Source organism: Novosphingobium sp. BL-S-34 (assembly GCF_056857015.1).
This window is the reverse complement of the sequence record NZ_CM166473.1, coordinates 1,562,643-1,589,533: the sequence shown is the minus strand read 5'-3', so window position 1 is coordinate 1,589,533 and position 26,891 is coordinate 1,562,643. Positions and strand designations below refer to the sequence as shown.

Below are 26,891 nucleotides of genomic sequence, written 5' to 3'. Positions count from 1 at the left end.
GAGCGACGTTCCTATCAGGCCTGGACGAAGGCGAGCAGGTCGGGGTTGAGGACGTCGGCATGGGTGGTCAGCATGCCGTGCGGATAGCCCTCGTAGATCTTGAGCGTGGCGTTCGGCAGGATTTCCGCCTGGAGCACGCCGGCGTTCTTGTAGGGGACGACCTGGTCGTCATCGCCGTGGAGGACCAGCGTGGGGACGGTGATCGCCTTCAGGTCGTCGGTCTGGTCGGTTTCCGAGAAGGCCTTGATCCCCTCGTAATGGGCCTTGGCGCTGCCCATCATGCCCTGGCGCCACCAGTTGTCGATCACGGCGGGCTTCACGTCCGCGCCTTCGCGGTTGAAGCCGTAGAACGGCCCTGCGGCGACATCGCGGAAGAACTCGGCGCGGTTGGCGGCAAGGCCGGCGCGCAGGCCGTCGAACACGTCCATGGGCAGGCCGCCGGGGTAGGCTTCCGTCTTGAGCATGATCGGCGGCACGGCGCTGACCAGCACGGCCTTGGCCACGCGGCCCTGCGGAATGCCGTAGCGGGCGACATAGGCCGCAACTTCGCCGCCGCCGGTGGAGTGGCCGATGTGCACGGCGTTCCTGAGGTCGAGGTGTTCGGCGACGGCGGAAGCGTCGGCGGCGTAGTGCGCCATGTCGTGGCCCTCGCTCACCTGCTCGGAGCGGCCGTGGCCGCGGCGGTCATGGGCGACGACGCGGAAGCCCTTGGAGAGGAAGAACAGCATCTGCGTGTCCCAGTCGTCAGACGAGAGCGGCCAGCCGTGGTGGAAGACGATGGGCTGGGCGTCCTTCGGGCCCCAGTCCTTGAAGAAGATTTCGACGCCGTCCTTGGTGGTTACGTAACCCATGATGCTGATCCTTCGATGTTGAGAGTGAAGTCTTCGCGGGAAAAGGAGGTAGGGACCGGAAGCCTTGTCCGTGAGGGCCGGATGGGGGGTATCTGGCCGCCGGTCCCGAGCTTCAAATCAGTGACCGCCTTCGGATGCGCCGAACATGGTCTTGGCGTAGTTGATACCGATACCGTAGGCGCCGCCCCACTTCTTGGCGATTCCGGTGGTGCTGTCGTAGGTTTCGGTGCGGGCCCAGTCGCGCTGCAGTTCGAGCAGGTACTGCAGCGAGGTCATCGGCACGGCGCCGAGCTGGATCATGCGCTCCACCGCGCGTTCATGCGCTTCGGTGGAAATGTCGCCGCAGGCATCGGTGATGACATAGGCCTCGAAGCCCTGGTCGATGGCGGAAGCGACCGGCCCGACGATGCAGACCGAGGTCCAGAGACCGGCAAAGACGATGCGGGGCTTGGCGATGCGGTTGATCTCGCAGATCACGGCTTCGTCTTCCCAGGTGTTCATCGAAGTGCGGTCGAGCATTTCCTGGCCATCGAAGGCTTCGGTGATCTCTTCGAACATCGGGCCGGAGAAGCTCTTTTCGGCAACCGTGGTGAGGATGGTCGGGACATTGAAGGACTTGGCGCCGCGCGAGATCAGGGCGGCGTTGTTGCGCAGCAGTTCGGCCGAGATCGACTTGGTGGCGAAGGCCATCTGTGACTGGAAATCGATCAGGACAAGCGCGTGATTGTCAGGCGAGATCAGCGACTTGCCGGGGGTGGCGGTGGCGGTCGGCGTAGCGGTGATGGTCATTGCGGGTCTTCCTGTCTGCTGGCCGTCGCGGCCCGGTGAGAGTGTTCTGGAGCGAATTTGCCGTTCCAGAAAGACGTATAAAATCGATCCGATAGTTCGATTAAATTGAAATGTACGAAAGGTCGGGTGTTGCTGTTGCGACTTGCGAGCAGCATTTGACCCCAAACGCGGCCCGAGCGAAATTAACCGTTGGTATAGCCCTCGAACGGGGGGAGGCCCGGTCCGGATGGGGCATGGCTTTTCGGGGACAGCGGGGCAGGAAGCGCCGCGCGCGAAAGACCGGGGCCGGGAGGACGGCGTGCGGCAGTAATGCCCGGCGCGCGGGTCTATCGGCGGCGCCTGGTCGAAGGCGCGCGGGTCATCGCGGCGCGGGTCGCTGCCCGGTCGTGGGCGCCAGCACCGTCGGCGTCATCCCGCAGGACGGCGGGGTAGCAATGGGAGCGCGGCCGGGTCGTCAGCCGGCCAGTGTCTTCAGCGCGGCGACGAGGCGGTCGATATCGGCCTCCGCCGTGAAGATCGCGGGGGTCACGCGCACGCAGGCGCCGCTGGCAAGGCCTTCGCGGTGGACGGTGAAGATGCCGAAGCGATCGAGCAGCGTGGCTGCCAGCGCCTTGTTCTGTGCCACGTTGGTCTGTCCGCGCAGGCGGAACGAGGTGAGGGCGCTGGTCAGGCGCGGATCGGCGGGCGTCAGGATCTCCAGGCCGGGATGGCCGCGCAGGGCCTCGGCCCAGCGGTCGCGCAGGAAACGCAGGCGTGCCTCCTTGGCGCGGATGCCGATGGCCTCGTGGAAGTCGAGCGCGTCGGCAAGCGCGAGATAGCCCGCGAAACTGGCCGTGCCGGTATGGACGCGGCTCTGCGTTCCATGGTCGGGATTGCCCACCTCGCTCATGTTGGGATCGATCGCGTCCAGCCTGTCCTTGCGGATGTAGACCAGCCCCACGCCCATCGGCGCACCGATCCATTTCTGGCAGGTGAGCCCCACGAAATCGGCCCCCAGTTCGGGGAGCGTGAAATCGAGCTGGCCCCAGGCATGGGCGGAATCGAGAATCACGTCGACCCCGCGCGCGCGGGCAAGGGCAACGATTTCCTTCACCGGCATGACCAGGCCGCTGCGATGGCCTACATGGGTCAGCAGCATCAGGCGCACTTTGGGGTTCGCCTCAAGCGCACGGGCATAGGCGTCGATCAGGCCCTGGTGAGTGGCGGGTTCCGGCAGCGCGAAAGTCACTAGGTCGGCGCCGCGGCGCTGCTTGAGCCAGCGGAACGCGGCCTGGGTGCTGTCGTAGTCGAGGTCCGAATAGAGCACCTGGTCGCCGGGACGCAGGCGGTTGTAGCCGGCGATCAGGGTTTGCAGCGCCTCGGTGGCGCCGCGGGTGAAGGCGATTTCTTCCGGCTCCACGCCGAGGATGGCCGCGGCGCGGGCGCGGACGGGCAGGATGTCCTGCCAGAACCCGCGCCGGGCGTAGTAGGAATTCTCGGCATTCACTTTGGCCAGCTTGCGGGCATAGGCCTGCTCGACCGGGCGGGCCATCGAACCCCAGTTGCCGTTTTCGAGCTGCACGATGGCTTTCGTGACATCGAACTGCGCGGCGACTTGTGCCCAGTAGGCACTGTCCTGGGGGTCGATGGCTTGAGGATCGGCGGGAACGGCGCGCCGAAGCTGCGACCCGAGGGGCGCCGTTCCCGCACTCGCGCCGGCCGAAGCGGCCGGGGCGGCGAACAGGGGAGAGAGAAGGCCGGTAGCCATGGCCCCGGAGATCAGGGTGCGGCGATGAATCTCGGTAGCCATGGCCTTGGACCTCCTGCTCAGAACGACACGTCGACGCGGGCGTAGTAATTGCCGCCGTTGGTGTCGTAGGGGGCGTTGCGCGAGTAGACGAGGCCGCGGCTGGCCTGGAACGTCGCCTTCTCCGGGTACTTGTTGAACAGGTTCTCCGCGCCGACGCGCATGGACAGGCCGGGGCGGAATTCGTAGGTCACCCCTGCATCGACGAAGGCGATGCCGCCGAAGTCCTGGAAGATGTCGCCGCTGGCATTGCCGCTCGAATCCGTCCAGCCACCGTAATAGCGAAGGCGTCCCATCAGCGAGACCTTGCCCAGCGTGTAGTTGAGCGTGGCCACGGCATTATGCTCGGGCAGGCCCTTTTCGTACTTCACGCGGGTGGTGTCGCTCTGGGCGATCTGGCTGGAGACCACCTTGGTCTGGGTGTAGCTGTAGGACGCCGTGGCATCGAGCACGCCCGGGCCGACTGGGTGCTTGTACGAAACCACGAAGTCCACGCCGCGCGTGCGGGTATCGTAGTCGTTGGTGAAGAACGTGATCGTGCGGTAGTCGGCCGCCTGGCTGATGCCCTGGGCGATGAGGCTGGCCTTGATCGCGTCGGTCAGGACATAGCTGGGCGAGACGCTGAAGCGGTTGTCGACCTTGATCTGATAGGCGTCCACCGATCCGGACAGGCCGAAGCCCGTGCGCCAGACGAAGCCTGCGGTGGCCGTCTTCGAGGTTTCCGGCTCCAGCGCGGTGGCGCCGAAATACTGCGCGACGGGGTTGAGCGGCGAGAGGCGGCCGGTCGTGTAGAGCAGCAGCGTGGTGGTATCGAGGCCCTGCGAGGTGCTGGTCGAGTTGATCTGCGCCGGGGTCGGGGCCTTGAAGCCGGTGGAATAGGACCCGCGAACCGCCAGGGCGGGCGAGAGTTCGTAGCGAGTCGAGAACTTGTAGTTGAAGCTGTTGCCGAAGCTGGAATAGTCCTCGTCGCGCAGCGCGGCTTCCACGCTCCAGGCCTCGGTGACGGGGACCGTCACGTCGAGATAACCGGCATAGCTGGTCTGGCTCCACGAGCCGGCCTGAAGATCGGAGAAGCCCGGGAAGCCGTTCGACCCGGCGGCCAGGCCGTAGGCCGCGCCTTCGCCCACGGCATAGGAGGCCTCGTCCCCGGCGCGGATCCGGTAGGTTTCCACGCGGCGTTCGGCGCCGAAGGCCACGGTCACCGGCTTGGCGAAGATGGGCAGCGACAGGTTATAGACGCCGTCGGCGTTGAGGTTGAACTCGCGCTGGATGTTGCGGCCGAGGTAGAAGTTCAGCGGGCTGTCCGGGCCGAGCGAGGCATTGATCGAGTTGTGCAGGTAGAACGCGGTGGCGTTCTGGCCGAACGAGCCCGAGAGGTCCCAGCGGAAATCGCCCGACTGGCCGCCGCGAATGCCGCCCACCGTCTGGAAGTCGGTATAGCGCACGCCTTCGCTGGGTGCGAAACCGGCGGGATAGATGTCGTTGACGTCGAAGCCGGGGAAGGCGGCCGTCTGGTTGTAGACCGAGGTGGTGGTCGCCGGGTTGCGCCAGTTGATGTCGGACCAGCCCTTGCCCTTGCCGAACGTGCCGAAGCCGTAGACTTCCACGTCGTCGCCGATGGGTTCGGCGGCATCGACCGCGAACTTGATGGTCTGGAGCTGCGGGTTGCCCCAGCGCTGGACCGGGTCCTTCACGGCGATGCCGGTGGCGTTCGAGAAGTCGATGGCGTCCTGGCGCTGCTGGCTGCGCGAGGTGGGGTTGGTGTCCGCGAATTCGCCCGTCACCACGAAGTGGCCGCCGCCGGGAAGGGCAAAGCCCGCGCGCCCGCCTAGCTGCACCTGCTCGCCGTCGCCCTTGTAGTATTGCGACCCTTGCGCATAGGCCGAGAAGCCGGGCTTGGTGTCGAACATCACGTTGATGACGCCGGCGATCGCGTCGGAGCCATATTGCGCCGAGGCGCCGTCGCGCAGCACTTCGACATGGCCGATCGCGAACGAGGGGATCTGCGCCAGGTCGGTCGCCTGGGCGCCGCTGTTGAGGAATGACGAGCGGTGGAAGCGCTTGCCGTTGACCATCACCAGGGTCATGTCGGGCGAGAGGTTGTTGAGCGAGGCCGGGCGGATGAATTCCGGGCCGTCCGAAGCGGGCAGCTTCTGGACGATGAAGGCCGGCACAAGCTGCGTCAGCTTCTCGTCCAGGCGCGCGGTGACCGTGGATTTCACCTGCTTTTCGGACAGCGTGTCCACCGGCGACAGCGCGGTGAACACGGTCTGCGCCTGCGCACGGGTGCCGGTGACGATGATGTCGCTGCCCGCGTCATCGGTGGGCGTGGCGGCCCGGCCGCCGCGCGGCGCGGGCTCCGAGCGGTCTTCTTGCAGGCCGAGGACCACGGTCTTGCCGTCATCCTTCTTTACGGCGAGACCGGTTCCGGCGATCAGGCGGCCCAGGGCGACCTGGCGCGTCATGTGGCCGCTCAGCGCCGGAGCGCGCAGCGTACCGATGGTGGCGCTGGGGAAGAAGATCTGGACTTGCGCCTGGCGGGCGAACTGCGTCAGCGCGCTGGAGAGCGGCTGCGCGGGAATGGCGAAGGCATGGGCCTCGGCGGCCATGGCAGGCGCGGCGAAGACGGCAGACGTGGCGCAGACAGCAGACGTGGCAAGCAACGCCGCGAAAAGCGGCGCGCGGCGAAACCGTGCGGACATGGATGAACGACCCTTTTGAAAGGCGCCGATCTGCGCCTCTGCCCTTCCAGACGATCCGGCCTGTCGGAACCGCCAAGGGCCGGTTAAAAAATTTTCAGCGGGTCAGGATGAAGCCGCCTTCATGCGGTGTCGCGCGGATATCCAGCCCCAGCTCCAGCGCCGAGAGGAAAGCCGCCGGATCGGTGGAGGTGAAGCGGCCGCCCACGGGAATGCCGGTGAGGTCCGGATCGGCGATCACGATCTTGCCGGGCAGGTAGCGGTTGTATTCCTGCACCGCGGTTTGCAGCGGCTCGTTGTCGAACACGATCTCGCCCTGCTGCCAGGCGACCGTCGCGGCCATGTGCTGGGGGCTGGCCGGGCGGACCGAGGGATCAGCTGCGGAGAGCAGCAGCCCTTCGTTCGGTGCGGCGACCTCTGCGGGGCGCGGGCTCCCGATGGCGCTGGAGGGAGCGGAGGTGGAGGCGGCGGCGCGGCCGGTCAGCACCGTCACGTCCATCGCGCCGGTCTGGAGCCGCACGTTGAAGCGGCCGGTGGAGAGCGCGGCGGTCAGGCCCTGGCCATGGACGCGGGCGGGAATGCCGGGAAGCAGTTCCAGCGCCACTTCGCCGCGGGCGATCCAGAGGCTGCGCTCGGTGTCGGAAAAGCGCCATTGCAGGAGGCTGTCGGTATTCAGCATGGCGCGGCTGCCGTCTGGCAGGATCAGGCGCCGGCATTCCCCGATACCGGAGCGGGCGCTGTCCCAGGCATAAGCGCGCGTGGCGACGCCGCCTGCCGCGAGCAGGCCGACCAGTCCCATGCCGCCGAAGGCGCCCAGGGCGCGGCGACGGGAGAGGCCGGCGGCCGGGAGAGGCTGCGCCTGCGGCAGGGAGGAAGAGGGCGTCTCGGCAGCGCGCCATACCGACAGGGCGCGGGCAAAGGCTATGGCGTTTCCGGGATGTGCGGCGCGCCACGCCTCGAAGCGCGCTTCGTCGATCGTGCCGGCTTCGTGGCGCGCGAGCCAGCCCGCCGCTTCGCGGGTTGCCTTGCGGCGTCTATGCCGTTGATCGTTGAAGATGCTCATTTTTCCGGATGCGGTAATTTCGAAGGTCGGAATAGCAGACGAACGGCGAAGTCAAACCCGCCAAGCCGCTCCGATCTTTTTTTCGGGTTTCGCTTCAGCGCTTGCCTTGCGCGTCGCAGGTCTCGGCACCGTCGCCGGCCGCCTCGGTCTCGCCGCCGAGGTGGGCGCGGGAAAGCAGTTCGATGGCGCGGGCCAGTCGCTTCTCGTAAGTCGAGAGGCTGATGCCCAGGTCCTGCGCGATGGCTTTCGAGGATTCGCCCTCGATCCTGCGGCGGACGAAGACGGTGCGGCAGCGCTCGGGCAGGCTGGCGATCAGGTCGGAGACGCGGTGCAGGCCTTCCCTTCCGGCCGCGATCCGGTGCTGGTCGGGCGTCTCGTCGGCCAGGGTGAGATGGTCGGCATCGGCAAGCTGGCGGAAATCGACGATGCGCTGGCGCCGCAGGCGTTCGATGGCGATATGGCGCAGCATGCGCACGACATAGGCGCGCGGGTTGTCGATCGCGGCCCAGCCTTCCAGCGTGAACAGACGGGTGAAGGCTTCCTGCACGAGGTCCTCAGCTTCCTCGCGCGAGCCCGAAATGCGCAGGGCAGCGGCGAGGAAACGGTCTTCGTGGGGAAAGACTTCGTCTGCAAACCAGATATCGATCGGGCGGATGACGGGCACGGGAAACCAGCTTGAGGTGATGAGGTGGCCGCCCTCCTATTTCTCGCCGGTGTCAAATCGATGACGGTATACGGTGCTGCCGTGCCAGCCCCGCCGCGATCTACAGCGCTGGTGCCGCGTCAGACGCGCGTGAGCCGAGGTGGATCCAGCCGTTCTCTTCCAGGATTTCGAGCGGCGGCAGCCCCGCCGCAAGGCCGATCCGATCGATATAGGCCGCAACGGCGTCCTTTCGGGCACCCTCCGGAACGACCGGGCGGCCCGGCGGCGCGAACCAAATGGGGAGAAAGCCGGTCTCCACCCTGCCGCCGGCATGGATGCGGCAGCGCCCGATCAACCCGTTGACCGCCTCGGGATGGAACGGGGCCAGCGGATAGGCCGGATCGGGTTCGAACCCGAACATCTTCTTGCGCCGCTCCGCCCATTCCGCGCGGGCCGGATGGTCCTGCGCCGGGGTGAGTGCATGCGTGACGACGCAGCCGTTGCCAAGGCCGTGGAAGATCGGCCGGCCGCGATGGAACTCGATGCCGCGCGCGATGTGGGCATGATGGCCGACCACGATGTCGGCGCCCGCCTCGATGGCGGCATGGGCCAGCGGGCGCTCGTAAGGTGCGAGCGCGGCGGGGCGGTGAGTGATGCCCTTGTGGAGAGCGACCACGAGGACGTCCGCTTCAAGCCTTGCCGCCGCGATGTCCGCCTGCATCTGCGCCACTGACCCGGGATCGGCGGCGACGAGTTCGGCCTGCGGGCGCGAGGGGCCGCCGTTGGCGGCGAGGACGTTGACATAGGCGCTGCCCGCCCGGCTCTCGGTGGCCCAGCTGATTTCCGGGCCGACGCAGTTATAGCTGAGCAGCGCGATCCGCCGCCCCTCGCGCGCGACGACGGCAGGCCTGCGGGCGAGGGCGAGGTTCGCGTCGGCACCGGCATGGGCGATGCCGAGGCGATCGAGTTCGGCGATGGTGTCGGCAATGCCGATCGCGCCGCAATCCGCGATATGATTGCCCGCCATCGAGAGCATGCCGATGTTGGCGCGCTCCAGCGCCGCCAGATGCGCGGGTTCGGCGCCAGGGGCGGGAACGTCGCCTTCCAACTCCTCGCCGCGCAGGGTGTGCGGGACTTCGAGATGGCCGATGACCAGGTCGGCCGCGCGGGTCACTTCGGCGATGCCCGAAAGCCAGAGGTCGGGATCGGGAACGTCGAGGATGATGTCGCCGAGGAACAGGAGATCGATCGGGCGGCTCATGCCAGTGCTCCTTCCTGGCGCAAGGCGGCGATGGCGGCCGCGTCGTACCCCAGTTCGGCCAGCACGGCCTCCCCGTCGGCGCCGAGCACCGGCACGCGCCGCGCGGCGAGCGGATCGGTGGCGAAGCCCGGCCCCATCGTCGCCAGCGGCCGGTCGTGCCCGGGCAGGTCCACCGCCTGCAGCGAGCCGCGCTGGGCGATGTGCGGATGCTGCACGATCTGGCCGACCTCGCGGATCATCGCCGCGGGCACTTTCGCGGCGGTGAGGCGCGCTTCGAGGTCTTCGGCGCCCCAGCGGGAAAGTGCCTGCTCCAGCCAGTTCCGCACGAAATCGTAATTCGCCACGCGCGCGGCGTGGTCGGCCATGCGCGAGTCGGCAAGCATGGCTTCTTCGCCCAGCACCCGCAGCAGCGCCTCGACCTGGGCCTGGTTGTTGGCGCCGAGCGCGATCCAGCCATCGGCGGTGGGATAGAACTCGGACGTGGGCACCATGCGAAAGCCCCGGTTGCCGGTGCCGCCGGGCGTCTGCCCGGTATAGCTGTGCACCGATACGGTTTGGCTCGCCAGCTTGAGCGCCGCGTCGAGCATGGCCACGTCGACATGTTCGCCCTCGCCGGTGGCGTCGCGGCGGCGCAGGGCGGCCAGGGCGGCGATCACGGCGATATAACCGGTGAAACTGTCGATGATCGGCAGGCCGATCTTGCGCGGTTCACCGTCCACGGCACCCAGCGCGGCAATGCCGGAAATGGCCTGCGCGATATGGTCGTAAGCGCCCCACTGGGCCAGCGGGCCGCTCTGGCCGAAGCCGGTGATCGAGATCACGATGAGGCGCGGATTGCGGCGGCGCAGTTCTTCGACCGGGAAGCCGAGCCGCGCCAGCACGCCGGGGCGGTAGTTCTCGACCAGGAAGTCGGCCTGCTCCACCAGCTTCCACAAGGCGGCCCGGGCGCCATCGGTCTTGAGGTCCAGCGCGACCGAGCGCTTGCCGGCGTTGATCGAGGCGAAGGGAACGCTGAGCAGCGGCTCGCCCGCATGCTCTGTATAGTGGCGGAAGCCGTCGCCCACATGCGGCGGCTCCACTTTCACGACCTCGGCGCCCATCTGGACCAGCGCATTGGTGCAGGTCGGACCGGATATGGCGTGCGTGAGGTCGACCACCCTGATGCCGTCGAGCGCGTTCATCGGCTGGCTCCCGCGCCGCTCGAAAACAGGCCGGTCGCCTCCAGCGCCGCGGCATCGAAGCCGAGTTCGGCGAGGATCGCGGCATTGTCCGCGCCCGGCAGGGGCGCGGGGCGGTGTGCGACGGGTGGATGACCGGAGAGGTGGAAGGGCGTACCGATCTGCTCGACCGTGCCGGCCGGCGTGGGCAGGGTCACATGCATGCCGCGCGCTTCGGCGTGGGGGTGGCGCAGCGCTTCCCCCGGGGTGAGCACGGGCATGGCCTGGGTGTCGGCCGCTTCCAGCAGGCCGAGCCAGTGCGCGCGGGGCTGCGCGGCGAACAGGGCGGCAAGGTCTTCCTGCATGGCCGGATGGGCGGCGGTGTCGAACTGGCGCGCCGCATAGTGCGGGCGGCCCACGGCCTCGCAGAAGCGCGCCCAGTAGCGCGGCTCCATGTCGGTGGTGCAGAGCCACTCACCGTCGCCGCAGAGCCAGACGCCGCCCTTGGGATGCCAGGCGCCGGTGGGAAAGCCGATGGCGGCGGGGTCCTCGGCGCGGCCGAGCGCGACCATCAGCAGCGGCATGGCGGCTTCGGTCATGGCCACGTCGACATGCTGGCCCTTGCCGCTGGCATGGCGGGCCTGGAGCGCGGTGAGCACGGCGATGGCGGCATGGGCGCCCGCCAGCACATCGGCGACTTGTGCGCCCGGCAAAGTGGGCACGGGCGTGCCGTTGAGGCGGGACAGCGCACCGGCGAGTGCCAGGGCGGCGGGATCGTGCCCGGCCCGGCCTGCCAACGGTCCGGTCTGCCCGGCGAAGGACACCGAGCAGTAGACCAGGCGCGGGTTGATCGCCGCCAGCGCCTCGTAGCCGAGGCCCATCGCCGCCATCACGCCGGGGCGATAGTCCTCCAGCAGCACATCCGCCCGCTCGACCAGGGCATGGATGACCGGCGCGGCCTCGGGATGGCCGGGGTTGAGCAGCAGCGAGCGCTTGTTGCGGGTATAAGTCGGCCGGGCGCGGCGCAGGGTCTCCGCGTCCTCGTCCGCACCTGTGCCGAACATCGTCTTCGCCTTGGCCAGTTCGCGGGGGTGCTCGATGCGGATGACGTCCGCCCCCATGTCGCCCGCCAGCCAGCCGAAATAGGCGCCGGGCAGGAAGCGCGAGAAGTCCAGGACCGTCAGCCCGCCAAGCGCCGTCATGCCACTGCCTTTCGGCGGGCTTCGGCCATCTGCATGCAGGGGCCTTCGATGAAAGCGGCGATGCGGGCTTCGAGGTCCGCGCCGTCCGCGCGGTCCAGCGCATAGTTGTCCACGCCCAGTTCCAGCACCGGGATCCCGGCGGCGGCAAGGGCGCGCAGCACGAAGGGATCGGCGTCGCTCAGGGCCACGGCCCCGTGGACGCCGTGGGTCTCGGCCTCGTGGACATGCCAGGGCGCGGCCCAGCTCGGCATGCGCAGTTCGTCTCCCATCGTGAGGAAACGGGCGGCCAGCGCGCGCAGGGGATCGCGCCCACCGGTTCCGTCCGCATCGAAGCTGCGGATATAGCCGTCCGCCGCCAGCGAGAGGTACATGGACCAGACGAAGACCGCCCCGTGGCTGTCCTCCCACTTCTGATAGAACGCGGTATTGCTCCAGAGGCCCCGGCCGACCCACATGAGGCGAACCTTCTCTTCGGCGACCGCGCCAAGGCCCTCGGCGGCGCGCGCGGCGACTTCCTCGTAAAGCGCCCTGGCGGCATCGCGCGCCCATTCGGTGCCGCGATGCCACTGCGGCACCATCGTCGCCGGCATGGAATCGACGAGGCCGATGGGAGCGGGCACGGTGCGGGCGATCAGGTCGCGCGTCTTGCGGTAATATTCTTCCTGCTCGTTGACGAGGTTCATCACCTCGACGAAGCGGGCCTCGTCGAAAGGATGGCCGGTGCGCTTCTCCACGGCAGCGATCACGTCGCGCAGTTCGCTCACCAGAAGATCGAGCCGCGCCGGCTCCAGCACTTCGTCCCAGCGGTGCGGCAGGGCGTCCCACCAGCGGGTTTCGATCTCCCACCGCGGGTCCACCGTGCGCTCGTAGAGGTAGGGGGCGGCGCCGCTTTCCCCGGCCCATGCCTCGAAGATGCCGGGCGTGGCGTCGCTCGAAGCGATGGCCTGCACGAAGTCCGGTCGCGGCAGCCCGCCCCAGGGCGCCTGTTCGGCGTCATGGTCCAGCGCGGCGGCGAGGCCCTGGGCGCTGTAGGCTTCGGCGTCGGTAGGGTAGTTGCGGCCGCGCAGGAGGCGGCGATAGCGCCCGCTCTGCTGCTTGGCGGCGACGATCGAGGCCCACCATTGGTTGACCGCGAACGGCACGCCCAGCGCGCGCAGGATTTCCTGCGGGGCATTGGCGTTGACCACCGCGAAGGGCGAGCCTTGCGCGACCTGCTCGCGCACGGAGGCGAACCACGCGCGCTGATAGTCGCCCGAGGAAGCGGATGCCTGCAGGACCTTGCGGCTGCGCAGGCGCGGTGTCGATGGCGCCGTTTGCGGCTTGGGAGCGGCAGGGCGCGGCGGTTCTTCCCCGCGCAGGGACAGGGCCAGTTTGCCGGTGTCGCCCAGAGCGCTCTGGAGCGCGAGGATCTCATGCGAAGGCAGCGCGCTGCGGAGCGCGGCCAGGGTCCAGGGGGCGGCTTCGTCGCCGTCCACGGTCAGGTGCAGGATGCGTTCGATACCGCGGCGGCCGGCCATTTCGAGCGCCTGCTGCGCCAGAGCGGCGCTCTGGGCGGCGGCGACCGGTACGGCGTAAGCGGGGTCGGCCCACTCGGCCATCGTGCGCGGGGCGGGGCGGGCGGCGCGCGTCATGCCCCAGTCCTGCACCTCTCCGACGATGCGCAGGCCCTCGGCTTCGATTGCTGCGTAATGCAGGTCCGTCTCCTGGGGCGAGCCGGCGAGGAGCACGGGCCGGCCGGTCGCTTCCGGAAGGGAGGCGCTTTCGTCGTGCAGGGCGCGCAGCAGGGGCAGCAGTTCCTCCGGCGGGAGAATGGCGGCGGCGCCCAGGCATTGCAGCATCTGCGTACCGGAGAAGCGCGGCCGCAGCGCGTCGAGATCGCGCAGGAGGGCGTTCACGGCGTCGGCCGTGTCGGCCTCGCGCGCAAGGTCCTCTTCGGTGAAGGCGCGGCCGCCTTCGGCCGTCAGCCATTCGCGCAATTGTGCGAGGCGCGCCTCGTTGTAGCGGCGGCTGGAGGGGCGATCGATGTGCAGCAGATCCAGCAGCGTCGCCTTGCGCGGCCCCGGCACGCCCAGTCCCAGCCCTTGCAGGCGCGCGTTCTCGCGGATGGCGGAGAAGACTTGGGCCTGCTCGGCATCGGCGCGGGTGAACAGCACCGGGTCGGTCATGGCAGGGTCCAGCAGCAGTTCCACCAGGTGATGCGCGCGGCGGCGGCCGGTCGATGGGCCGAGCAGGGCATCGGCGCTCGGCGTTGCCATCTCCGGACGCGGCGCCATGCGAACGGGCGCGAAACCCGCCGCGCGCAGGAGCGGCAGGGGCGCATCGCTGCCGATCACGCGAAGCACGGCGCGCCCTTCCGCGCGCAGGCGGGCTGCCACACCTTCCGCGTCGCGATAGGCGGCGGCGATCGTGTCGAGAGCGCTGCTGGCCGACACCTCAGATAACTCCGGCGGCGCGCAGATCGGCGATCTTTTCCGCCGAGTAGCCGAGATGGCCGGTCAGGATCGTCTCCGCATGTTCGCCGACGCGCACGGGAAGCACATCGTCGAAGCCGGTGCGCGCGCCCGAAAAGACGATGGGAATACCCGCGGTGCGCAAGTCGATATGCGTGTCGTAGCTGGGGTGATGGACTTCCATCGTCTCTGCGCGGGCGACCACGCGCGGATCGACCAGGGCGTCTTCCGGGTGGCGCACCGGCGCCACGGGCACGCCTTCGGCTTCGAGCAGGGCGACGACTTCGGCCGTCGGCAGGCTGCGCGACCAGGCGTTGATGCGGGCTTCCAGCACCGCGGCATTGGCAACGCGCGAATCCCGGTTGGCAAAGCGCGGGTCGGCCGAGAGCGCCGGCTCGCCCATGGCGCGGAACAGGCCTTGCGCCAGCTTTTCATGCACGGCGACCACGGCGACATAGCCATCCGCGCATTCGAAGACGCCGAAGGGCGAGAGCCGCTGTACGGTGAGTCCGGTGCGGGCCTGCATGCCCGCCGCGGCCATGGCCGACCAGTTCTCGATTGCGACGAAGCTGGTGAGGGCGCCCAGCATGGATACGTCGATGTGCTGGCCGGTGCCGGTGCGGTGGCGCTGCTCCAGCGCGGAAAGAATGCCGATCACCGCGAAGACGGGGGCGAGCATGTCGGCAATGGGAATGCCGATGCGCACGGGCGGCTCGTCATGCCCGCCGCTGGCGAACATCGCGCCGGACAGGGCCTGGATGATGATGTCCATCGCCTTGCCGTCCGCCGCCGTGGCGCCGAAGCCGCTCAGCGAGCAATAGATGACGCCGGGGTTCTCGGCGCGCGCCACTTCATAGCCGATGCCCAGGCGGTCGGCGGTGCCGGCGGTGAAGTTCTCGACGACGATGTCGGCCGAGCGCACGAGGTCGCGGAAGACCTCCTGCGAGCCGGGCTTCTTGAAATCCAGCGCGACGCCGTATTTGCCGCGGGCGCGGGTGAGGTGGGACACGGAGACATCGTCCTCGTGCCGGCGTTCCACGACGATGCCGTCGCGGCCCACGTAAGGGCTGTTCTCGCGGGCCAGGTCGCCGCCGCGCGGGTCCTCGATCTTGATGACTTCGGCGCCGAGGCCGGCCAGCAGGAGCGTGGCATAGGGGCCGGCCAGGGCGCGGGTAAGGTCGATGACGCGCAGGCCCTCAAGCGGACGTTCGGTAGTGGTCATGGGCGGTCCTCCGTCGGCGCGCATTGATGGGCGGTGCCGGTGGTGATGAGTTGCTGGGCGGCCCGGAACACGGGCACGCCGTCGATGCCGACTTGCGACAGGCGTTGGGCCTGACCGAAGGCGTCGGCGTTGTAGAGCCGGTCGAAGCGCGCTTGCTCGCCGGCGGGGAGGGGAGAGAAATCGACGCCGTCAGTCTTGCCGAAGGCGATGCCGGCCGCTTCGGCCGCGATCAGTTCGCGGTTGAGCGCGGTTTCCCAGTCCTTGCGCGAAGCGACCAGCAAACGCTGCAAGTCGGGCGGCAGGCGGCGCCAGGCCTGGTCGGACACGGCGCGGGCCGGATAGGCGCCGCGGCTGAAGCGGATCGAGGTGAAGTGCTTGGCCACTTCCGAGAAGTGCAGGCTCTTGATCGTGTCGGCCGGGGCGACGACACCGTCGATCACCCCCTTGGCCAGTGCCGAATAGACCTCGCTCATAGGCATGTTGACGGGATCGGCGCCCAGTTGCTTGAGCACGTCCACCGCGTCGCTCTGGGCGCGCAGGCGCAGGCCCCGGAAGTCTTCGAGGTGACGGATCGGCCGCGTCCGGGTGAGCACGCCGGGGAAGTTGCCGCCTTGCACCGCCAGGACGTGGAGGCCGTGCAATTCCCTGCCGAAACCGGGGAAGCGGGCGGCCAAGCAATCGTAGACCGCGATCTGCTCGCCGATGTCGCGCACGCCGCCGTAGAAGCCCGACTGGACCCGCAGCAGATGCGCGCCGCCCTTGGCGTAGATCGGCGTTATCAGGCCGATGTCGGCAACGCCGTGGCGGATCTCCTCCATGCTCATGTCGCTGGAGAGCAGCGCGCCGGACCAGTAGGGCCGGAAGGCGAGCCGGCCCTGGCTGGCCTTCTCGACCTGGGCCATCCATTCCTGGTCGGCCCGGCTGAAAGGATGGCTGGGCGGATAGGGGCTGGCATATGTCAGCGTATATTCGGCCTGCGCCTGGCCCTGCGGAGCCGGCGCCGCACTGCAGCCGGCGAGAGAGCCGGAAAGCGCCAGGGCCGCGGCGGCGAAAAGGAACTTTGGACGCATCGGATCAGCCTCCCGTCACGCTGGGCAGCCACAGGGTCAGCGCGGGCACCGCGATGATGAGGGCGAGATGGAGGAAGTCCGCGAGCAGGAACGGCAGGATGCCTCTGAAGATCGCGGAAAGCGGGATGTCCTTGGCGATGCCCTGGATGACGTAGACGTTGAGGCCGAGCGGAGGATGGACGAAGCCGATCTCCATCGTGCGCGTCAGGAAGATGCCGAACCAGATCGCGCTGTAGCCCAGTTCCTGCGCGATCGGCAGGAAGATCGGGGTGGTCAGCAGCATCAGCGCCAGACCGTCCAGGAACGAGCCGAGCAGCAGCAGCAGCAGGGCCATGGCGATGATCGCGAGAACCGGGCTGGCGTGCATGTCGCGCACCCAGGCGGACATGACGTCGGCGATGCCGGTGGTGCTGATGAAGGTCGCGAACAGAATGGCGCCGATGATGACGACGTAGATCATGCCCGAGGTGCGCAGGGTGGATGCCACGGCGCTGCCGATGGCCTGGCGGTTGAAGGCGCCGCGCAAGGCGCAGAGGCCAAGCGCCGCGACCACGCCCACGGAAGCCGCCTCGGTGGGGGTGAACCAGCCGATCATCAGCCCGCCGATCACGAACACCACCAGCGCGATGACGTCGACGATGCGGCCGATGCCGATCAGGCGGTCGCGCCAGCCCACGCGCTCGGACCTGGGGCCGAGCAAGGGGTTGAGGTGGCACAGGACGCTGATCGTTATCATGTAGAACAGCGCCTGGGTCAGGCCGGGAATGATCGAGGCGGCGAAGAGCTTGCCGATCGACTGTTCGGCGATGATGCCGAAGACGATCAACGCGCCCGAAGGGGGAACCAGCGATCCCAGCGTGCCGCCCGCGGCCAGCGCACCGGCGGCGAAGCCGGGCTGGTACTTGGCGCGGCGCATTTCCGGCAGGGCGGCCGCGCCCACGGTGGCGACGGTGGCGAGGCTGGAGCCGCTGATCGCGCCGAAGCCTGCGCATCCGGCGATGGAGGCGAGCGCCAATCCGCCCTTGCGGTGCCCGACGAAGCGCGCGGCGACGTCGAAGAAGTCCCGGCTGGCGCCCGCCGCGAAGCACAAGTGCGCCATGAGCAGGAACAGCGGCAGGACGCCCAGTTCATACTTCATCACGGTTTCGAAAGCGACGACGCCGCCCTTGATCACGGCCGCCTCGGGCGAGATCAGCACGGCCAGGCCGAGCAGGCCCACGCCTGCAAGGCCCACGCCGATGGGCACGCCGGCCGCCAGCAGGGCCAGAAGCGCGGCAATGCCGAGAAGTCCGATCATTTCCGGGCTCATCGTGCGCTCCTGCGAAGCGCGTTGCTCAGGAACAGCAGGGCGACGAAGGCCAGCGCGGCGATCTGAAGGAGGCGCAGCGGGGTGATCGGGATGTGCAGCAACTCGGTCCTCTCATGACCGTTCCAGAGGTCGGCGACGAGCCAGAGGCAGCCCGCCGCCAGGACCAGGAACAGGGCCGCGGAAAGCGCCGAGGCGACGCGGGCCAGGCGCTGGACGGTGGGGGCGCTCAGGCGCTCGGTAAGGATGTGGACGGCGGCATGGGAGCCTTTGAGCGTCGCGAAGATCATGGCCGATGAGGCGATGAGGACGATGCAGGTCTGGACCACTTCGATCGAGCCCAGCAGTGTAAATCCGGTGTGGCGGCCCAGTACGGCAATGGCGTCGGTGGCCATGGCCACGAACAGGCCGGTGCCGCCGACGAGATAGGCCGCGCGTGTCGCGGCACTTTCCGCTTCGGGCTTTTCGAGCGCCGGAGGCGATTCCTCGCCTGTGTCCAGGTCGTTCTGCATCTTCCTCTCCTGAAGGCCGCCTTATTGACAGCCCTGCGGTTCAACCGTCTAATAACGCGATCGGCATGATGGTAGAGAAATTCAACTATCTGTCAACTACACTAAACCAGATTAAGGCAGGGACGGAACAGTGACGCGCGGCGGCAGCAAGCGGGCAGAGGCGCAAGCAGCGGATTCGGGCATCAAGCTCGGCCGGCTCGACGAATTCATCGGCTTTCGCCTGCGGCGAATCCAGAACCAGCTCTCGCGGGATTTCGCCGCGGCGACGGCGGATCGCAACATGCGTTCGGGCCTGTTCTCCTCGCTTTCGATCGTGGCGGCGAATCCGGGGATTTCACAGAACGAACTCTCCAAGGCGGTGGGTCTGGACAAGTCGATCACGGTGCAGATCGTGGACGAGCTGGAGAAGCGCGAACTGGCCGTGCGCGAACGTTCGCCCACTGACCGCCGCCGCCATGCGCTGTTCGTGACCGAAGCCGGCAAGACTTATCTGGACGAACTGTTCGGGATCCTGGCGGAAACGGAAGATGCCGTTCTGCATCAGCTGACAAAGGCCGAACTGGCGCTTCTGCGCGAGCTGCTGGACCGTATGTATCTGGCTTATGACGAGCCGGGGATATCGCTATAAAGAAAAACAATACCGTCCTCTCAAAAGATAGTTGACAATCTCCACGATCTAGCCCCATCATTGTGTTGTCGATGGCGCCAAGGAGCGCCTGCGGACGGCGATAACGCCGCTGCGACGGGTGGAGAGGTCGTGTCGTGCCTGGTCGGGCACCCTGCTGTTGCTCCCTTCGCGCCGGTGAGATCGCCGAAACGATAAATGCCCGGTGCTGCCGGGTTGGGAGGTCAATACATGTCGCGCATTACCTTGCGTCACCCCGTTTCCCGCCTGGTTTCGCGTCGGGCCATGGCCGTTTTCGCGCTCGTGGCGACGCCGGCCTGGGCCCAGGATGCGGCTCCGCAGCCGCAGGCAGAGGAAGCCGAAGCGCCGACGATCCAGGAAATCATCGTCACCGGCACCAGCATTCGCGGCGCCGCGCCGGTCGGTTCCCCGCTGGTTGCCGTGGGCCGCGCGGAGATCGAGCAGTCGGCGGCGACCACCACGATCAAGGTGCTTCAGGAAACCCCGCAGATCACCAATTACGGCGTTTCCGATACCAGCCGCAGCGGTGCGGGCGGCGCGGGCAACGTGGTCTATGGCAACTCCATCAATCTGCGCGGCATCGGCCCTTATGCCACGCTGACGCTCATCAACGGCCGCCGCGCGGTGCCGCAAGGCACGACCGGGGCCACGATCGACCCCTCCACCATCCCGACCCTTGCGCTCGAGCGGGTGGAAGTGATCGCGGACGGTGCCTCGGCGGTCTACGGTTCTGACGCGGTGGCGGGCGTTGCCAACCTGATCCTGCGCCGGAACTACGAAGGCGCGCAGATCGAGGTCCAGCACGGCGTCGCGGATCACTACCTGGAAAGCCAGATCGGCATGATCGCCGGCCACAAGTGGTCGACCGGCCAGGTCACCGCAACCTTCCAGCACACGTATCGCAGCAACCTGAGCGGCCAGGACCGCGACTTCTACGGCGCCGACCTGACCGCGCGCGGGGGTGCGGACTACCGCGTGACCCAATGCGCGCCGGGCAATATCGTGACCGGCGGCCGCAGCTACGCGATCCCCGCGGGCGGCGCGACGCCGGGCGGCCTCGTCGCGGGCACCAGCAACAAGTGCGACAACCTGAAGGCCATCGATCTGGTGCCGCAGCAGGAGATCAACGCGGGCACCATCAACTTCGACCAGGACATCACGGACGGGATCCGCTTCTACGCCGATGTCTATGCCTCTCGGCGCGATGCCGTGCGGCGGGGACAAGTGGCGGCGCAGAACCTGAACGTGCCGCGCAGCAACGCCTTCTTCGTGGCCCCTGCCGGAACCAGCCCTGCCAGCGAGATCGTGCAGTATTCCTTCGTCAACGACTACGGCCCTTATTCGACCTCGGACATCACCTCCAAGACAATCCAGGGCACGGCGGGGATCACCGCGGACCTGTTCGGAGACTGGCAGCTGGACGCCTACGGCAGCTACGGCTGGAACAAGGACAGGGTGTTCACCCAGGGCAGCCAGACGGATTCCGCCGCACTGGCCGCCGCTCTGGCCAGCAGCAACCCGGCCATGGCCTTCAATCCCTTCGGCACTTCGGTCAACGATCCCGACGTGATCGCCGCGATCATGAACAACGTCAGCACCACGCAGGGCATCAGCCGCATGAAGGCGGCGGAGGCGAAGCTGGACGGCACCCTGTTCACGCTGCCCGGCGGTGACGTGAAGCTGGCCATCGGCGCGGAATACTACCAGCTCAAATTGCGCACGGGGCAGCTGCGCGGGCGGCTGGAAGCCCAGACCGGCACTGACCTCCGCCTCTCGCGCAACGTGAAGTCGGCCTATGCCGAAGTGCTGGTGCCGATCTTCGGACCGGGCAATGCCATCCCGGGCTTCCACAGCCTGCAGCTCGACGTGGCCGGCCGTATCGACAAGTACAGCGACGTGGGCACCACCAAGAACCCCAAGATCGGCATCAACTGGGAACCGGTGGCGGACCTGAAGCTGCACGGCAGCTACGGCGAATCCTTCCGCGCGCCCTTGCTCACGCAGCTGGTGAGTGCCGGCGGCACTCAGCTCTATATCCAGAACTACTACGACCCCACCGTCGGCACCACGGTGCAGGGCGTGGCGCTTTCGGGCGGCAATACCGATCTGAAGCCCGAGACGGCGCGGACCTGGTCGTTCGGCGGCGAATATTCGCCGGCCTTCCTGCCGCGCGCCGTGTTCAGCCTGAACTATTTCGACATCGTCTACGAAGGGCAGATCAACGGCTATCTGTCGAACCTGAACGTGCTGCGTCAGGAAAACCTGTTCGGCTCGATCATCACGCGGGGCGCGGCGGCACAGTCCCGCATCGCGGATCTGGTGGCCTCGGGTCTCAACGTCAACGGCGGCACGGCCGCCAATGCGCAGGCGGCCGGGGTCTTCATCGACGGGCGCCCCAGCAACCTGGGCACGACGATCACGCGCGGTCTCGACTTCGGGCTTTCGGTCCCGATCCCGACCGAGAGCGCGGGCGACTTCCGCTTCTCGCTGCGGGGCACGCACTTCTTCACCTACAAGGTCGGCATTACGCCCGACAGCCCGGTGATCGATCAGGCCAACAATATCGACTATCCGCTCAAGTGGCGGGCCCGCGGCATCGCCGGCTGGTCCAAGGGCGGGTTCGACGGCAGCGTGGTGGTGGCCTGGCAGAACGGGTACAACAACACGTATGTCACCCCGGTCGAGCGCATCAAGCCCTACACCACCGTGGATCTGCGCTTGTCCTACGATCTGGAGGGCACCGGCATTCCCGGCACCGAGGGCGTGAAGATCGGGCTGGACGTGCAGAACCTGTTCGACCGCGACCCGCCGTTCGTGGACCTTGCGCCGACCTCCAACGGCGGCGGCGGGGGCTTCGATCCGCAGACCACCAGTGCCATCGGCCGCATGGTCTCCCTCTCGCTGAGCAAGACGTTCTGATGGCGGGTCCGATGCGCCGGGCAGTGTGCGGCCCGATGATGATCCTGGCCGGGGCGCTCACGGCCTCGGTCCCGGCCTGGGCGGGGATCGACAAGGTCGACGGCCCGATCCCCGTCACGGCGGGCAGCCAGGTCTACAACACGGCCTGGGTGCCGGGCGCGGTACCGGCCGTGGACCTGGCCGCGGCGGGCTATGTCGAGGAGGAATACTTCCTCCACGGCACGGCCGATGCCTACCGGCGCGATCCTTCGGGCACGCTCGCGGTGCTGGCCAAAGACATTCCCTATGGCACCCGCATCATCGTGCGGCGCCCGAAGGATCCGGCGAAGTTCAGCGGCGTCGTGCATTTCGAGCCGATCCACCCCTCCCAGGGCGGCACGTCGCACTGGGTGGCGATGTCCGGCTACATGATGGCGCATCGCGACATCTACGTGGCGGCGGGGCTGGGCGACGATGCACCCTCACGCGTGATTTCGGCCAAGGGACCGGTGCCGACCGCGCAGAGCCAGGTGCTCCAGTGGTTCGAGCCCCAGCGCTACGGCGCGATCCAGTGGCCGAAGGAGGACGGCATCCGCTATCAGGTCATGGCGGATATCGGCGCCCTGCTGCGGAGCGACCGCGCGGAGAACCCTTTGCGCGGGTTGAAGGTTCGGCGCATGCTGGTGGGCGGCTGGTCCTTCACCGGCAGCGTCCAGCGGACCTTCATCAACGAAGGCTTCCATGACCGCGCGCGCCTGCCGAACGGCAAACCGGTGTTCGACGGCTACCTGATCGGCATATCCTCGCGCTGGAATGGCGGCGGCTATATCCCGCTCAACAGCGAGGAAGCGCAGACCCGCAACGACGATCCGCGCCGCAGCCTGAAGCCGATCGACGTGCCGGTGATCGAATTCATGTCCGAGTTCGAGGTGGGCACCGGCCCCGGACCGCAGACGCCCGACAGCGACGCCAAAGTGGGGGCGCACCGGATCTACCAGCTCGGCGCGGTGGTCCACAGCGCCAGCATGATCGACGGCAATCCACCGCGCGAGAAGCGCCCGAATTTCCTGCAGCTGGCGGCCAAGGGCTATCCGCTGGCGGGCGTGAAGGGGGAGGACGCGCTCAACACCTGCCGCCTGCCGATCAGCGACGTCCCTCATGGCGCACTGGCGCGCGCGGCGGTCGAGAACTTGCGGCAATGGGCGGACAAGGGCGTTGCGCCGCCGCACGCGCCGCTGCTGGCGTGGGACGGCGACAAGATCCGCCGCGATGCCACGGGCAATCCGGTGGGCGGGCTTCCGGTGGCGGAGTTCAAGGTGCCGCTGGCCTCCTACGGCCCCTACAAGGGCACTGACCTGCCTGCCTGCACGCCTGCCAAGGGTCGCCCGATCTTCGTGCGGACCAACCTCGACGCAGCGACGCTAAAGGCCCGATACGGCTCGGCGCAGGCTTTCGTCCGCCGCTACGATACGCAAGTCGACGCCATGGTGAAGCAGCGCTGGCTGCTGCCCGAGGATGCCGCCGCGCTCAAGGCCAAGGCCCGCCGCGATGCCGAGGCCCAGTTCCCGGTGCAGTGAAACGCCTGCTCCCCTGCCTGATCCTGTGTGTTTCCATTCGAGAGTACGTCTGAAATGATGAAGCCGCTGTCCGCATCTCTTCTCGCCCCCTCTCTCGTCATGGCAGCCCTCTCGGCCGGGACGGCGCATGCCCAGGCCCCGCAGAGCAGCTTCGGCCATTACCAGCCCGCCGCCACGTATGACGGCATGGCGTCCTCCTCGCGCTATGTGGAGATGCGCGACGGGGTGAAGCTGGCGATCCGGGTGGACCGCCCGACCAGGAACGGCCAGCCGGTCGACGGCCGTTTCCCGGTGATCTGGCACCACACGCTGTCGATCTCGCAGCAGACCGTCGACGGGGCGGGCGAGCGGGTGAGCGACTATCGCCGCATCCAGGAACTCACCCGCTACGGCTATGTCGTGGTGCAGGTGGCACGGCGGGGGAACGGCCAGTCCACCGGCGTGCGGCGCGGCTATCACGATCGCAACGAGGCGCAGGACGCCTTCGACATGACGCAGTGGCTGGCGTCGCAGCCCTGGTCGGACGGCAAGGTGGGGGTCTACGGCTGCTCGAACACCGGCGATGCGGCGATGCATGTCATGACCATGCGTCCGCCCGCCCTCAAGGCGGTCTTCGCGGGCTGCTTCTCCTGGAACAAGTACGATGCCTTCCGCCGCGGCGGCATCTTCGCGCAGTGGGGCACCGGCCCGACGCGCACGATCGAGGACGACATGAAGGTCTCGCCCGTCGATGGGGACGAGAACAAGGTGATCCTGCGTCAGGCCGCCGAGGAGCACCAGCTTTCCACGCCGCTCTACGACATGTGGAAGCAGCTTCCCTATCGCGACAGCTGGTCGTCTCTGGTCGCCAGCCGGTTCTGGGCGGAAGGCAGCGCGTCCAGCTATGCCGACCAGATCCGTCTCGGCGGAGTGCCGCTGTACATCCAGGGCGGGTGGAATGACGAACTGCGCGACCAGGCCTTCATCGCCCATGCCAATATTCCCGGATCGCGCGTCGTCATCGGCCCGTGGAAGCACTGCAACAGCGACGATTTCGCGCTGCTCGAAGAGATGCACCGCTTCTACGATCGCTATCTGAAGGGCATCGACACCGGCGTGGAGAAGGACGCGCCGATCCACTACTTCACCGTCAACGCCGCCCCCGGCACCGAGTGGCGGGCGACGACGGACTGGCCGCTCAGGCAGACGCAGATGCGCGCCTTCTTCCTCGACGGCGCGAAACTCTCGGCCGCAGCGGGGCGCGGCAAGCCGGTGACTTTCACTGCCAACTACGACGTGAAGTGCCCCGATGCCGGTTCCGGATCGCAAGTGCAGCCCTGCCATGTCGCGGGCAACGGGGTGAGCATGGCGGGCGCCGTGCTTCCGGCGGACACCGAGGTGACCGGCAATGCCATCGCCGACCTCTGGATCTCGGCCGACCAGCCCGACGCCAATGTCTTCGCCTACCTGGAAGACGTGGGACCGGACGGTGCGGTGCATGTCGTTACCGAAGGGCGGCTGAAGGCCTCGCTGCGCAAGGAGGCGCCGTCGCCCTGGAAGATGCCGGCCGGCGTGCCCTGGCACCGCGCCTACAAGGCAGACGCCCAGCCGCTGAAGCCGGGCGAGGCCGTTCGCCTGCACTTCGACATGATGCCCACCTCCTGGGTGTTCCGGAAGGGCCACCGCATGCAGATCACCGTCACCGGTTCGGACCACCGCGAGCGCGCGCGCGACATTGCCACCCCGCCGCGCATCACCGTCTATTTCGACCGGGCCCATGCCTCCTCGGTCGCCCTTCCCGTGATCCCCGCAAAGGGAGGCTGAGATGACCTTGCTGGCGCTGCTCGCGGCCTTGTCGCTCGGCGCGGGGCCGGTGGAGGCGGGTGGGGCCTGCGACGGTGCGGCCCGGATCGCGGTGCCGGACTTGCGGATCACGCGGGCCACCCCGGTCGCGGCGGGGAGCGGCTTTGCCTCTCCCGATGCCCGCGCGCCGAAAGTGCAGGCCGGGTTCTGCCGGATCGAAGGCGTGATCGAGAAGGAGATCGGCTTCGAGCTGTGGCTGCCGGTGAAGCGGGCGTGGAACGGCCATCTCCTGACCGGCGGCGTCGGCGGGCAGGCGGGCAGCTTCAACTACCGGGAACTGGCACGCGGCGTGTCGCGCGGCTATGCCGCCGCCAGCACTGACACCGGCCACAAGGCAAGCGACCCGCACTGGCTGCTGGGCGATCCGCAGCGCGCGGCGAACTATGCGGAGCGCGCCAATCACCTGCTGGCCGTGAAGGCCAAGGCGGCGATCGCCGGCTTCTACGAAAAGCCGGTGCGCCGCGCGATCTTCTCCGGCTGTTCGGGCGGGGGCCGCCAGGCCATGACCGAGGCGCAGCGCTATCCCGGCGACTACGACGGCATCCTGGCCGGCGCACCCGGCGTCAACACCCCGGCCATGAGCGCGCGGCGCATGTGGGAGATGATCGAGCACCGCCGCCATGCCGGGCTGATGTCCGCGGCCGACTGGACGCTCGTGGCCCGCAGGGGCGCCGCCCGGTGCGACGGCGACGACGGCGTCAGGGACGGTCTCGTCTCGAACCCGGCTGCCTGCCGTTTCGACCTGGGCGAACTGCTCTGCCGCCCCGGCTCCGGCGCGTGCCTCAGCGCCGCGCAGATCGCATTCGCCCGGCGGATCTATGGTCCGCTTCACGACGAGAACGGCCAGCGCATCGATTCCGGCATCCTGCCCGGCGTTCCCGTCAGCGCCACGCCGCTGCCCGAGCCGTTCACGCCGGGGCCTCCCTATCTGGCGGTGTCGCTGTTCGGAGACGGGGTTCATCGCGACCGGGCCTGGGATGCCGCCACCTTCCGCATTGCCGACGATCTGCCCGCCATCGACCGGGTGATGAACCTCCATGCCGACAATCCCGACCTCACCGCCTTTCGCGCGCGGGGCGGCAAGCTGCTGATGTACCAGGGCTGGGCCGATCCGCTGGTGCTGGCGCAGTCGACCACCGGCTATTTCCACGCGGTGACGGCGCGGATGGGCGCGGTGTCGGATTTCCTGCGGCTCTACATGGTGCCGGGCATGGACCACTGCGTGGGCGGCACCGGCCCCGACCTGTTCGGCGCCACCGGCGGCGAGGGCCTGGACCGGGCGCCCGAGCATGACATGCTCTCCGCGCTGGAACGCTGGCTCGACACGGGCACGGCCCCCGGCGCGATCCTGTCGATCAAGCGCGAAAACGGCAAAGTCGCGGCCGAGCGCCCGCTCTGCCCTTATCCCGAAGCCGCCCGTTACCTTGGCAGCGGAGACCCGAAGCGCGCCGCCAGCTTCCGGTGCGCGGGGCGGCAGTAATCGCCCGGGGCCGTTGAACGGGGCGGCCGCACCCGATCTTTCCTGCCTTTCCGGCCCAATTGCCATGCACACGACATATTCCGCGTCCTGAGAGGCGGACTTTCGAACCGCGACGAACACCCGTTCATAAACGATGGGATCACGTGGATGTGATCCTGGGCTCCGTGCGGGCCGGTGCCCCGGACAGCCATGTGCCGAAGCGCCATGTGCTGTCGGAAAAGCAGGTGAACAGGGGCGAGGTCGTCGTCGATTTCCCGCTGCCGCCAGCCTCGACGCCCTATTACATCCGGCTTCGCGGCACCAATACCGGAGAGGGCGAACCGGCCCTCGACGCAGAGGGCGAAGACCCCGATGCCGATCGGTGGTGCTATTCTAACCCGGTGTGGATCACGCAGGACCCCTCGCCCGGCGCTGGGCCTGCCATCGTTCCCCGATAG

Annotated in this window: 20 protein-coding genes; 6 read left to right on the top strand and 14 right to left on the bottom strand. The window is 68.1% G+C overall.

Going from position 1 to position 26,891, the window contains the following annotated elements:
* Nucleotides 1-14 precede the first annotated feature (14 nt).
* The 14 genes from AC1VV3_RS20860 to AC1VV3_RS20795 all read right to left on the bottom strand — a co-directional run bounded on the left by AC1VV3_RS20860 (nucleotide 15) and on the right by AC1VV3_RS20795 (nucleotide 18,011).
* The gene (locus tag AC1VV3_RS20860; protein ID WP_134093527.1) at nucleotides 15-851 is read right to left on the bottom strand and encodes an alpha/beta fold hydrolase; all 837 of its coding nucleotides are present in this window, start codon (nucleotides 849-851) and stop codon (nucleotides 15-17) included.
* Nucleotides 852-968: 117 nt separating this feature from the next.
* Complete coding sequence (locus AC1VV3_RS20855) at nucleotides 969-1,640, bottom strand: hydrolase (protein ID WP_132267289.1); 672 nt, start codon at nucleotides 1,638-1,640, stop codon at nucleotides 969-971.
* Between the two features lie 454 nt (nucleotides 1,641-2,094).
* Nucleotides 2,095-3,429: an aminotransferase class V-fold PLP-dependent enzyme gene (locus AC1VV3_RS20850; RefSeq protein ID WP_482962360.1), complete on the bottom strand. Its 1,335-nt coding sequence runs from the start codon at nucleotides 3,427-3,429 to the stop codon at nucleotides 2,095-2,097.
* Between the two features lie 17 nt (nucleotides 3,430-3,446).
* A complete protein-coding gene (locus AC1VV3_RS20845) occupies nucleotides 3,447-6,128 on the bottom strand; it encodes a TonB-dependent receptor domain-containing protein (protein ID WP_314469028.1) in 2,682 nt (893 codons plus the stop codon).
* Nucleotides 6,129-6,222: 94 nt separating this feature from the next.
* Entirely contained in the window at nucleotides 6,223-7,188 is a 966-nt protein-coding gene (locus AC1VV3_RS20840; RefSeq protein ID WP_482962359.1) for a FecR family protein, read from the bottom strand.
* Between the two features lie 94 nt (nucleotides 7,189-7,282).
* Nucleotides 7,283-7,852 (bottom strand): RNA polymerase sigma factor, encoded by a 570-nt coding sequence (locus AC1VV3_RS20835; protein WP_482962358.1) that lies wholly within the window; start codon nucleotides 7,850-7,852, stop codon nucleotides 7,283-7,285.
* Between the two features lie 100 nt (nucleotides 7,853-7,952).
* Nucleotides 7,953-9,092 carry a CapA family protein gene (locus tag AC1VV3_RS20830; protein ID WP_482962357.1) on the bottom strand — a complete coding sequence of 380 codons (1,140 nt, stop codon included), beginning with the start codon at nucleotides 9,090-9,092 and terminating at the stop codon, nucleotides 7,953-7,955.
* On the bottom strand, nucleotides 9,089-10,273 hold the full coding sequence (locus tag AC1VV3_RS20825) for a CaiB/BaiF CoA transferase family protein (RefSeq protein ID WP_482962356.1): 1,185 nt from the start codon (nucleotides 10,271-10,273) through the stop codon (nucleotides 9,089-9,091). Before AC1VV3_RS20825 ends, AC1VV3_RS20830 begins: the two co-directional genes overlap by 4 nt.
* Nucleotides 10,270-11,451 (bottom strand): CaiB/BaiF CoA transferase family protein, encoded by a 1,182-nt coding sequence (locus tag AC1VV3_RS20820; RefSeq protein WP_431568194.1) that lies wholly within the window; start codon nucleotides 11,449-11,451, stop codon nucleotides 10,270-10,272. The genes AC1VV3_RS20825 and AC1VV3_RS20820 overlap by 4 nt, the downstream gene beginning before the upstream one ends.
* The gene (locus tag AC1VV3_RS20815) at nucleotides 11,448-13,883 is read right to left on the bottom strand and encodes a 2-hydroxyacyl-CoA dehydratase (RefSeq protein WP_431568193.1); all 2,436 of its coding nucleotides are present in this window, start codon (nucleotides 13,881-13,883) and stop codon (nucleotides 11,448-11,450) included. The genes AC1VV3_RS20820 and AC1VV3_RS20815 overlap by 4 nt, the downstream gene beginning before the upstream one ends.
* A gap of 1 nt (nucleotide 13,884) precedes the next feature.
* Entirely contained in the window at nucleotides 13,885-15,123 is a 1,239-nt protein-coding gene (locus AC1VV3_RS20810; protein WP_134093533.1) for a CaiB/BaiF CoA transferase family protein, read from the bottom strand.
* Nucleotides 15,120-16,193, bottom strand: coding sequence for a TRAP transporter substrate-binding protein DctP (dctP, locus tag AC1VV3_RS20805; protein WP_482962355.1), 1,074 nt, complete (start codon nucleotides 16,191-16,193; stop codon nucleotides 15,120-15,122). The genes AC1VV3_RS20810 and dctP overlap by 4 nt, the downstream gene beginning before the upstream one ends.
* A gap of 4 nt (nucleotides 16,194-16,197) precedes the next feature.
* Nucleotides 16,198-17,502 (bottom strand): TRAP transporter large permease, encoded by a 1,305-nt coding sequence (locus tag AC1VV3_RS20800; protein WP_431568191.1) that lies wholly within the window; start codon nucleotides 17,500-17,502, stop codon nucleotides 16,198-16,200.
* Nucleotides 17,499-18,011, bottom strand: coding sequence for a TRAP transporter small permease (locus AC1VV3_RS20795; protein ID WP_431568190.1), 513 nt, complete (start codon nucleotides 18,009-18,011; stop codon nucleotides 17,499-17,501). Before AC1VV3_RS20795 ends, AC1VV3_RS20800 begins: the two co-directional genes overlap by 4 nt.
* A 130-nt stretch (nucleotides 18,012-18,141) precedes the next feature.
* Here AC1VV3_RS20795 and AC1VV3_RS20790 point away from each other — a divergent pair, with 130 nt between their 5' ends.
* The 6 genes from AC1VV3_RS20790 (at nucleotide 18,142) to AC1VV3_RS20765 (ending at nucleotide 26,891) form a co-directional block, all read left to right on the top strand.
* Nucleotides 18,142-18,639, top strand: a complete 498-nt coding sequence (locus tag AC1VV3_RS20790; protein ID WP_132267272.1) for a MarR family winged helix-turn-helix transcriptional regulator — start codon at nucleotides 18,142-18,144, stop codon at nucleotides 18,637-18,639.
* A 228-nt stretch (nucleotides 18,640-18,867) separates the two neighbouring features.
* Nucleotides 18,868-21,576 carry a TonB-dependent receptor domain-containing protein gene (locus AC1VV3_RS20785; protein ID WP_431568189.1) on the top strand — a complete coding sequence of 903 codons (2,709 nt, stop codon included), beginning with the start codon at nucleotides 18,868-18,870 and terminating at the stop codon, nucleotides 21,574-21,576.
* Nucleotides 21,576-23,132 (top strand): alpha/beta hydrolase domain-containing protein, encoded by a 1,557-nt coding sequence (locus tag AC1VV3_RS20780; RefSeq protein ID WP_482962354.1) that lies wholly within the window; start codon nucleotides 21,576-21,578, stop codon nucleotides 23,130-23,132. The genes AC1VV3_RS20785 and AC1VV3_RS20780 overlap by 1 nt, the downstream gene beginning before the upstream one ends.
* 99 nt (nucleotides 23,133-23,231) lie before the next feature.
* Entirely contained in the window at nucleotides 23,232-24,935 is a 1,704-nt protein-coding gene (locus tag AC1VV3_RS20775; protein WP_431568187.1) for a CocE/NonD family hydrolase, read from the top strand.
* A 1-nt stretch (nucleotide 24,936) separates the two neighbouring features.
* The gene (locus AC1VV3_RS20770; protein ID WP_482962353.1) at nucleotides 24,937-26,454 is read left to right on the top strand and encodes a tannase/feruloyl esterase family alpha/beta hydrolase; all 1,518 of its coding nucleotides are present in this window, start codon (nucleotides 24,937-24,939) and stop codon (nucleotides 26,452-26,454) included.
* Nucleotides 26,455-26,597: 143 nt separating this feature from the next.
* Nucleotides 26,598-26,891 carry a hypothetical protein gene (locus tag AC1VV3_RS20765; RefSeq protein WP_132267265.1) on the top strand — a complete coding sequence of 98 codons (294 nt, stop codon included), beginning with the start codon at nucleotides 26,598-26,600 and terminating at the stop codon, nucleotides 26,889-26,891.

Coding starts and splice junctions, on each gene's coding strand:
- AC1VV3_RS20850 (WP_482962360.1), bottom strand. CDS start 3,429: ATGGCTACCGAGATTCATCGCCGCACCCTGATCTCCGGGGCCATGGCT.
- AC1VV3_RS20840 (WP_482962359.1), bottom strand. CDS start 7,188: ATGAGCATCTTCAACGATCAACGGCATAGACGCCGCAAGGCAACCCGC.
- AC1VV3_RS20830 (WP_482962357.1), bottom strand. CDS start 9,092: ATGAGCCGCCCGATCGATCTCCTGTTCCTCGGCGACATCATCCTCGAC.
- AC1VV3_RS20810 (WP_134093533.1), bottom strand. CDS start 15,123: ATGACCACTACCGAACGTCCGCTTGAGGGCCTGCGCGTCATCGACCTT.
- AC1VV3_RS20845 (WP_314469028.1), bottom strand. CDS start 6,128: ATGTCCGCACGGTTTCGCCGCGCGCCGCTTTTCGCGGCGTTGCTTGCC.
- AC1VV3_RS20800 (WP_431568191.1), bottom strand. CDS start 17,502: ATGAGCCCGGAAATGATCGGACTTCTCGGCATTGCCGCGCTTCTGGCC.
- AC1VV3_RS20775 (WP_431568187.1), top strand. CDS start 23,232: ATGGCAGCCCTCTCGGCCGGGACGGCGCATGCCCAGGCCCCGCAGAGC.
- AC1VV3_RS20820 (WP_431568194.1), bottom strand. CDS start 11,451: ATGACGGCGCTTGGCGGGCTGACGGTCCTGGACTTCTCGCGCTTCCTG.
- AC1VV3_RS20860 (WP_134093527.1), bottom strand. CDS start 851: ATGGGTTACGTAACCACCAAGGACGGCGTCGAAATCTTCTTCAAGGAC.
- AC1VV3_RS20795 (WP_431568190.1), bottom strand. CDS start 18,011: ATGCAGAACGACCTGGACACAGGCGAGGAATCGCCTCCGGCGCTCGAA.
- AC1VV3_RS20785 (WP_431568189.1), top strand. CDS start 18,868: ATGTCGCGCATTACCTTGCGTCACCCCGTTTCCCGCCTGGTTTCGCGT.
- dctP (WP_482962355.1), bottom strand. CDS start 16,193: ATGCGTCCAAAGTTCCTTTTCGCCGCCGCGGCCCTGGCGCTTTCCGGC.
- AC1VV3_RS20855 (WP_132267289.1), bottom strand. CDS start 1,640: ATGACCATCACCGCTACGCCGACCGCCACCGCCACCCCCGGCAAGTCG.
- AC1VV3_RS20780 (WP_482962354.1), top strand. CDS start 21,576: ATGGCGGGTCCGATGCGCCGGGCAGTGTGCGGCCCGATGATGATCCTG.
- AC1VV3_RS20825 (WP_482962356.1), bottom strand. CDS start 10,273: ATGAACGCGCTCGACGGCATCAGGGTGGTCGACCTCACGCACGCCATA.
- AC1VV3_RS20770 (WP_482962353.1), top strand. CDS start 24,937: ATGACCTTGCTGGCGCTGCTCGCGGCCTTGTCGCTCGGCGCGGGGCCG.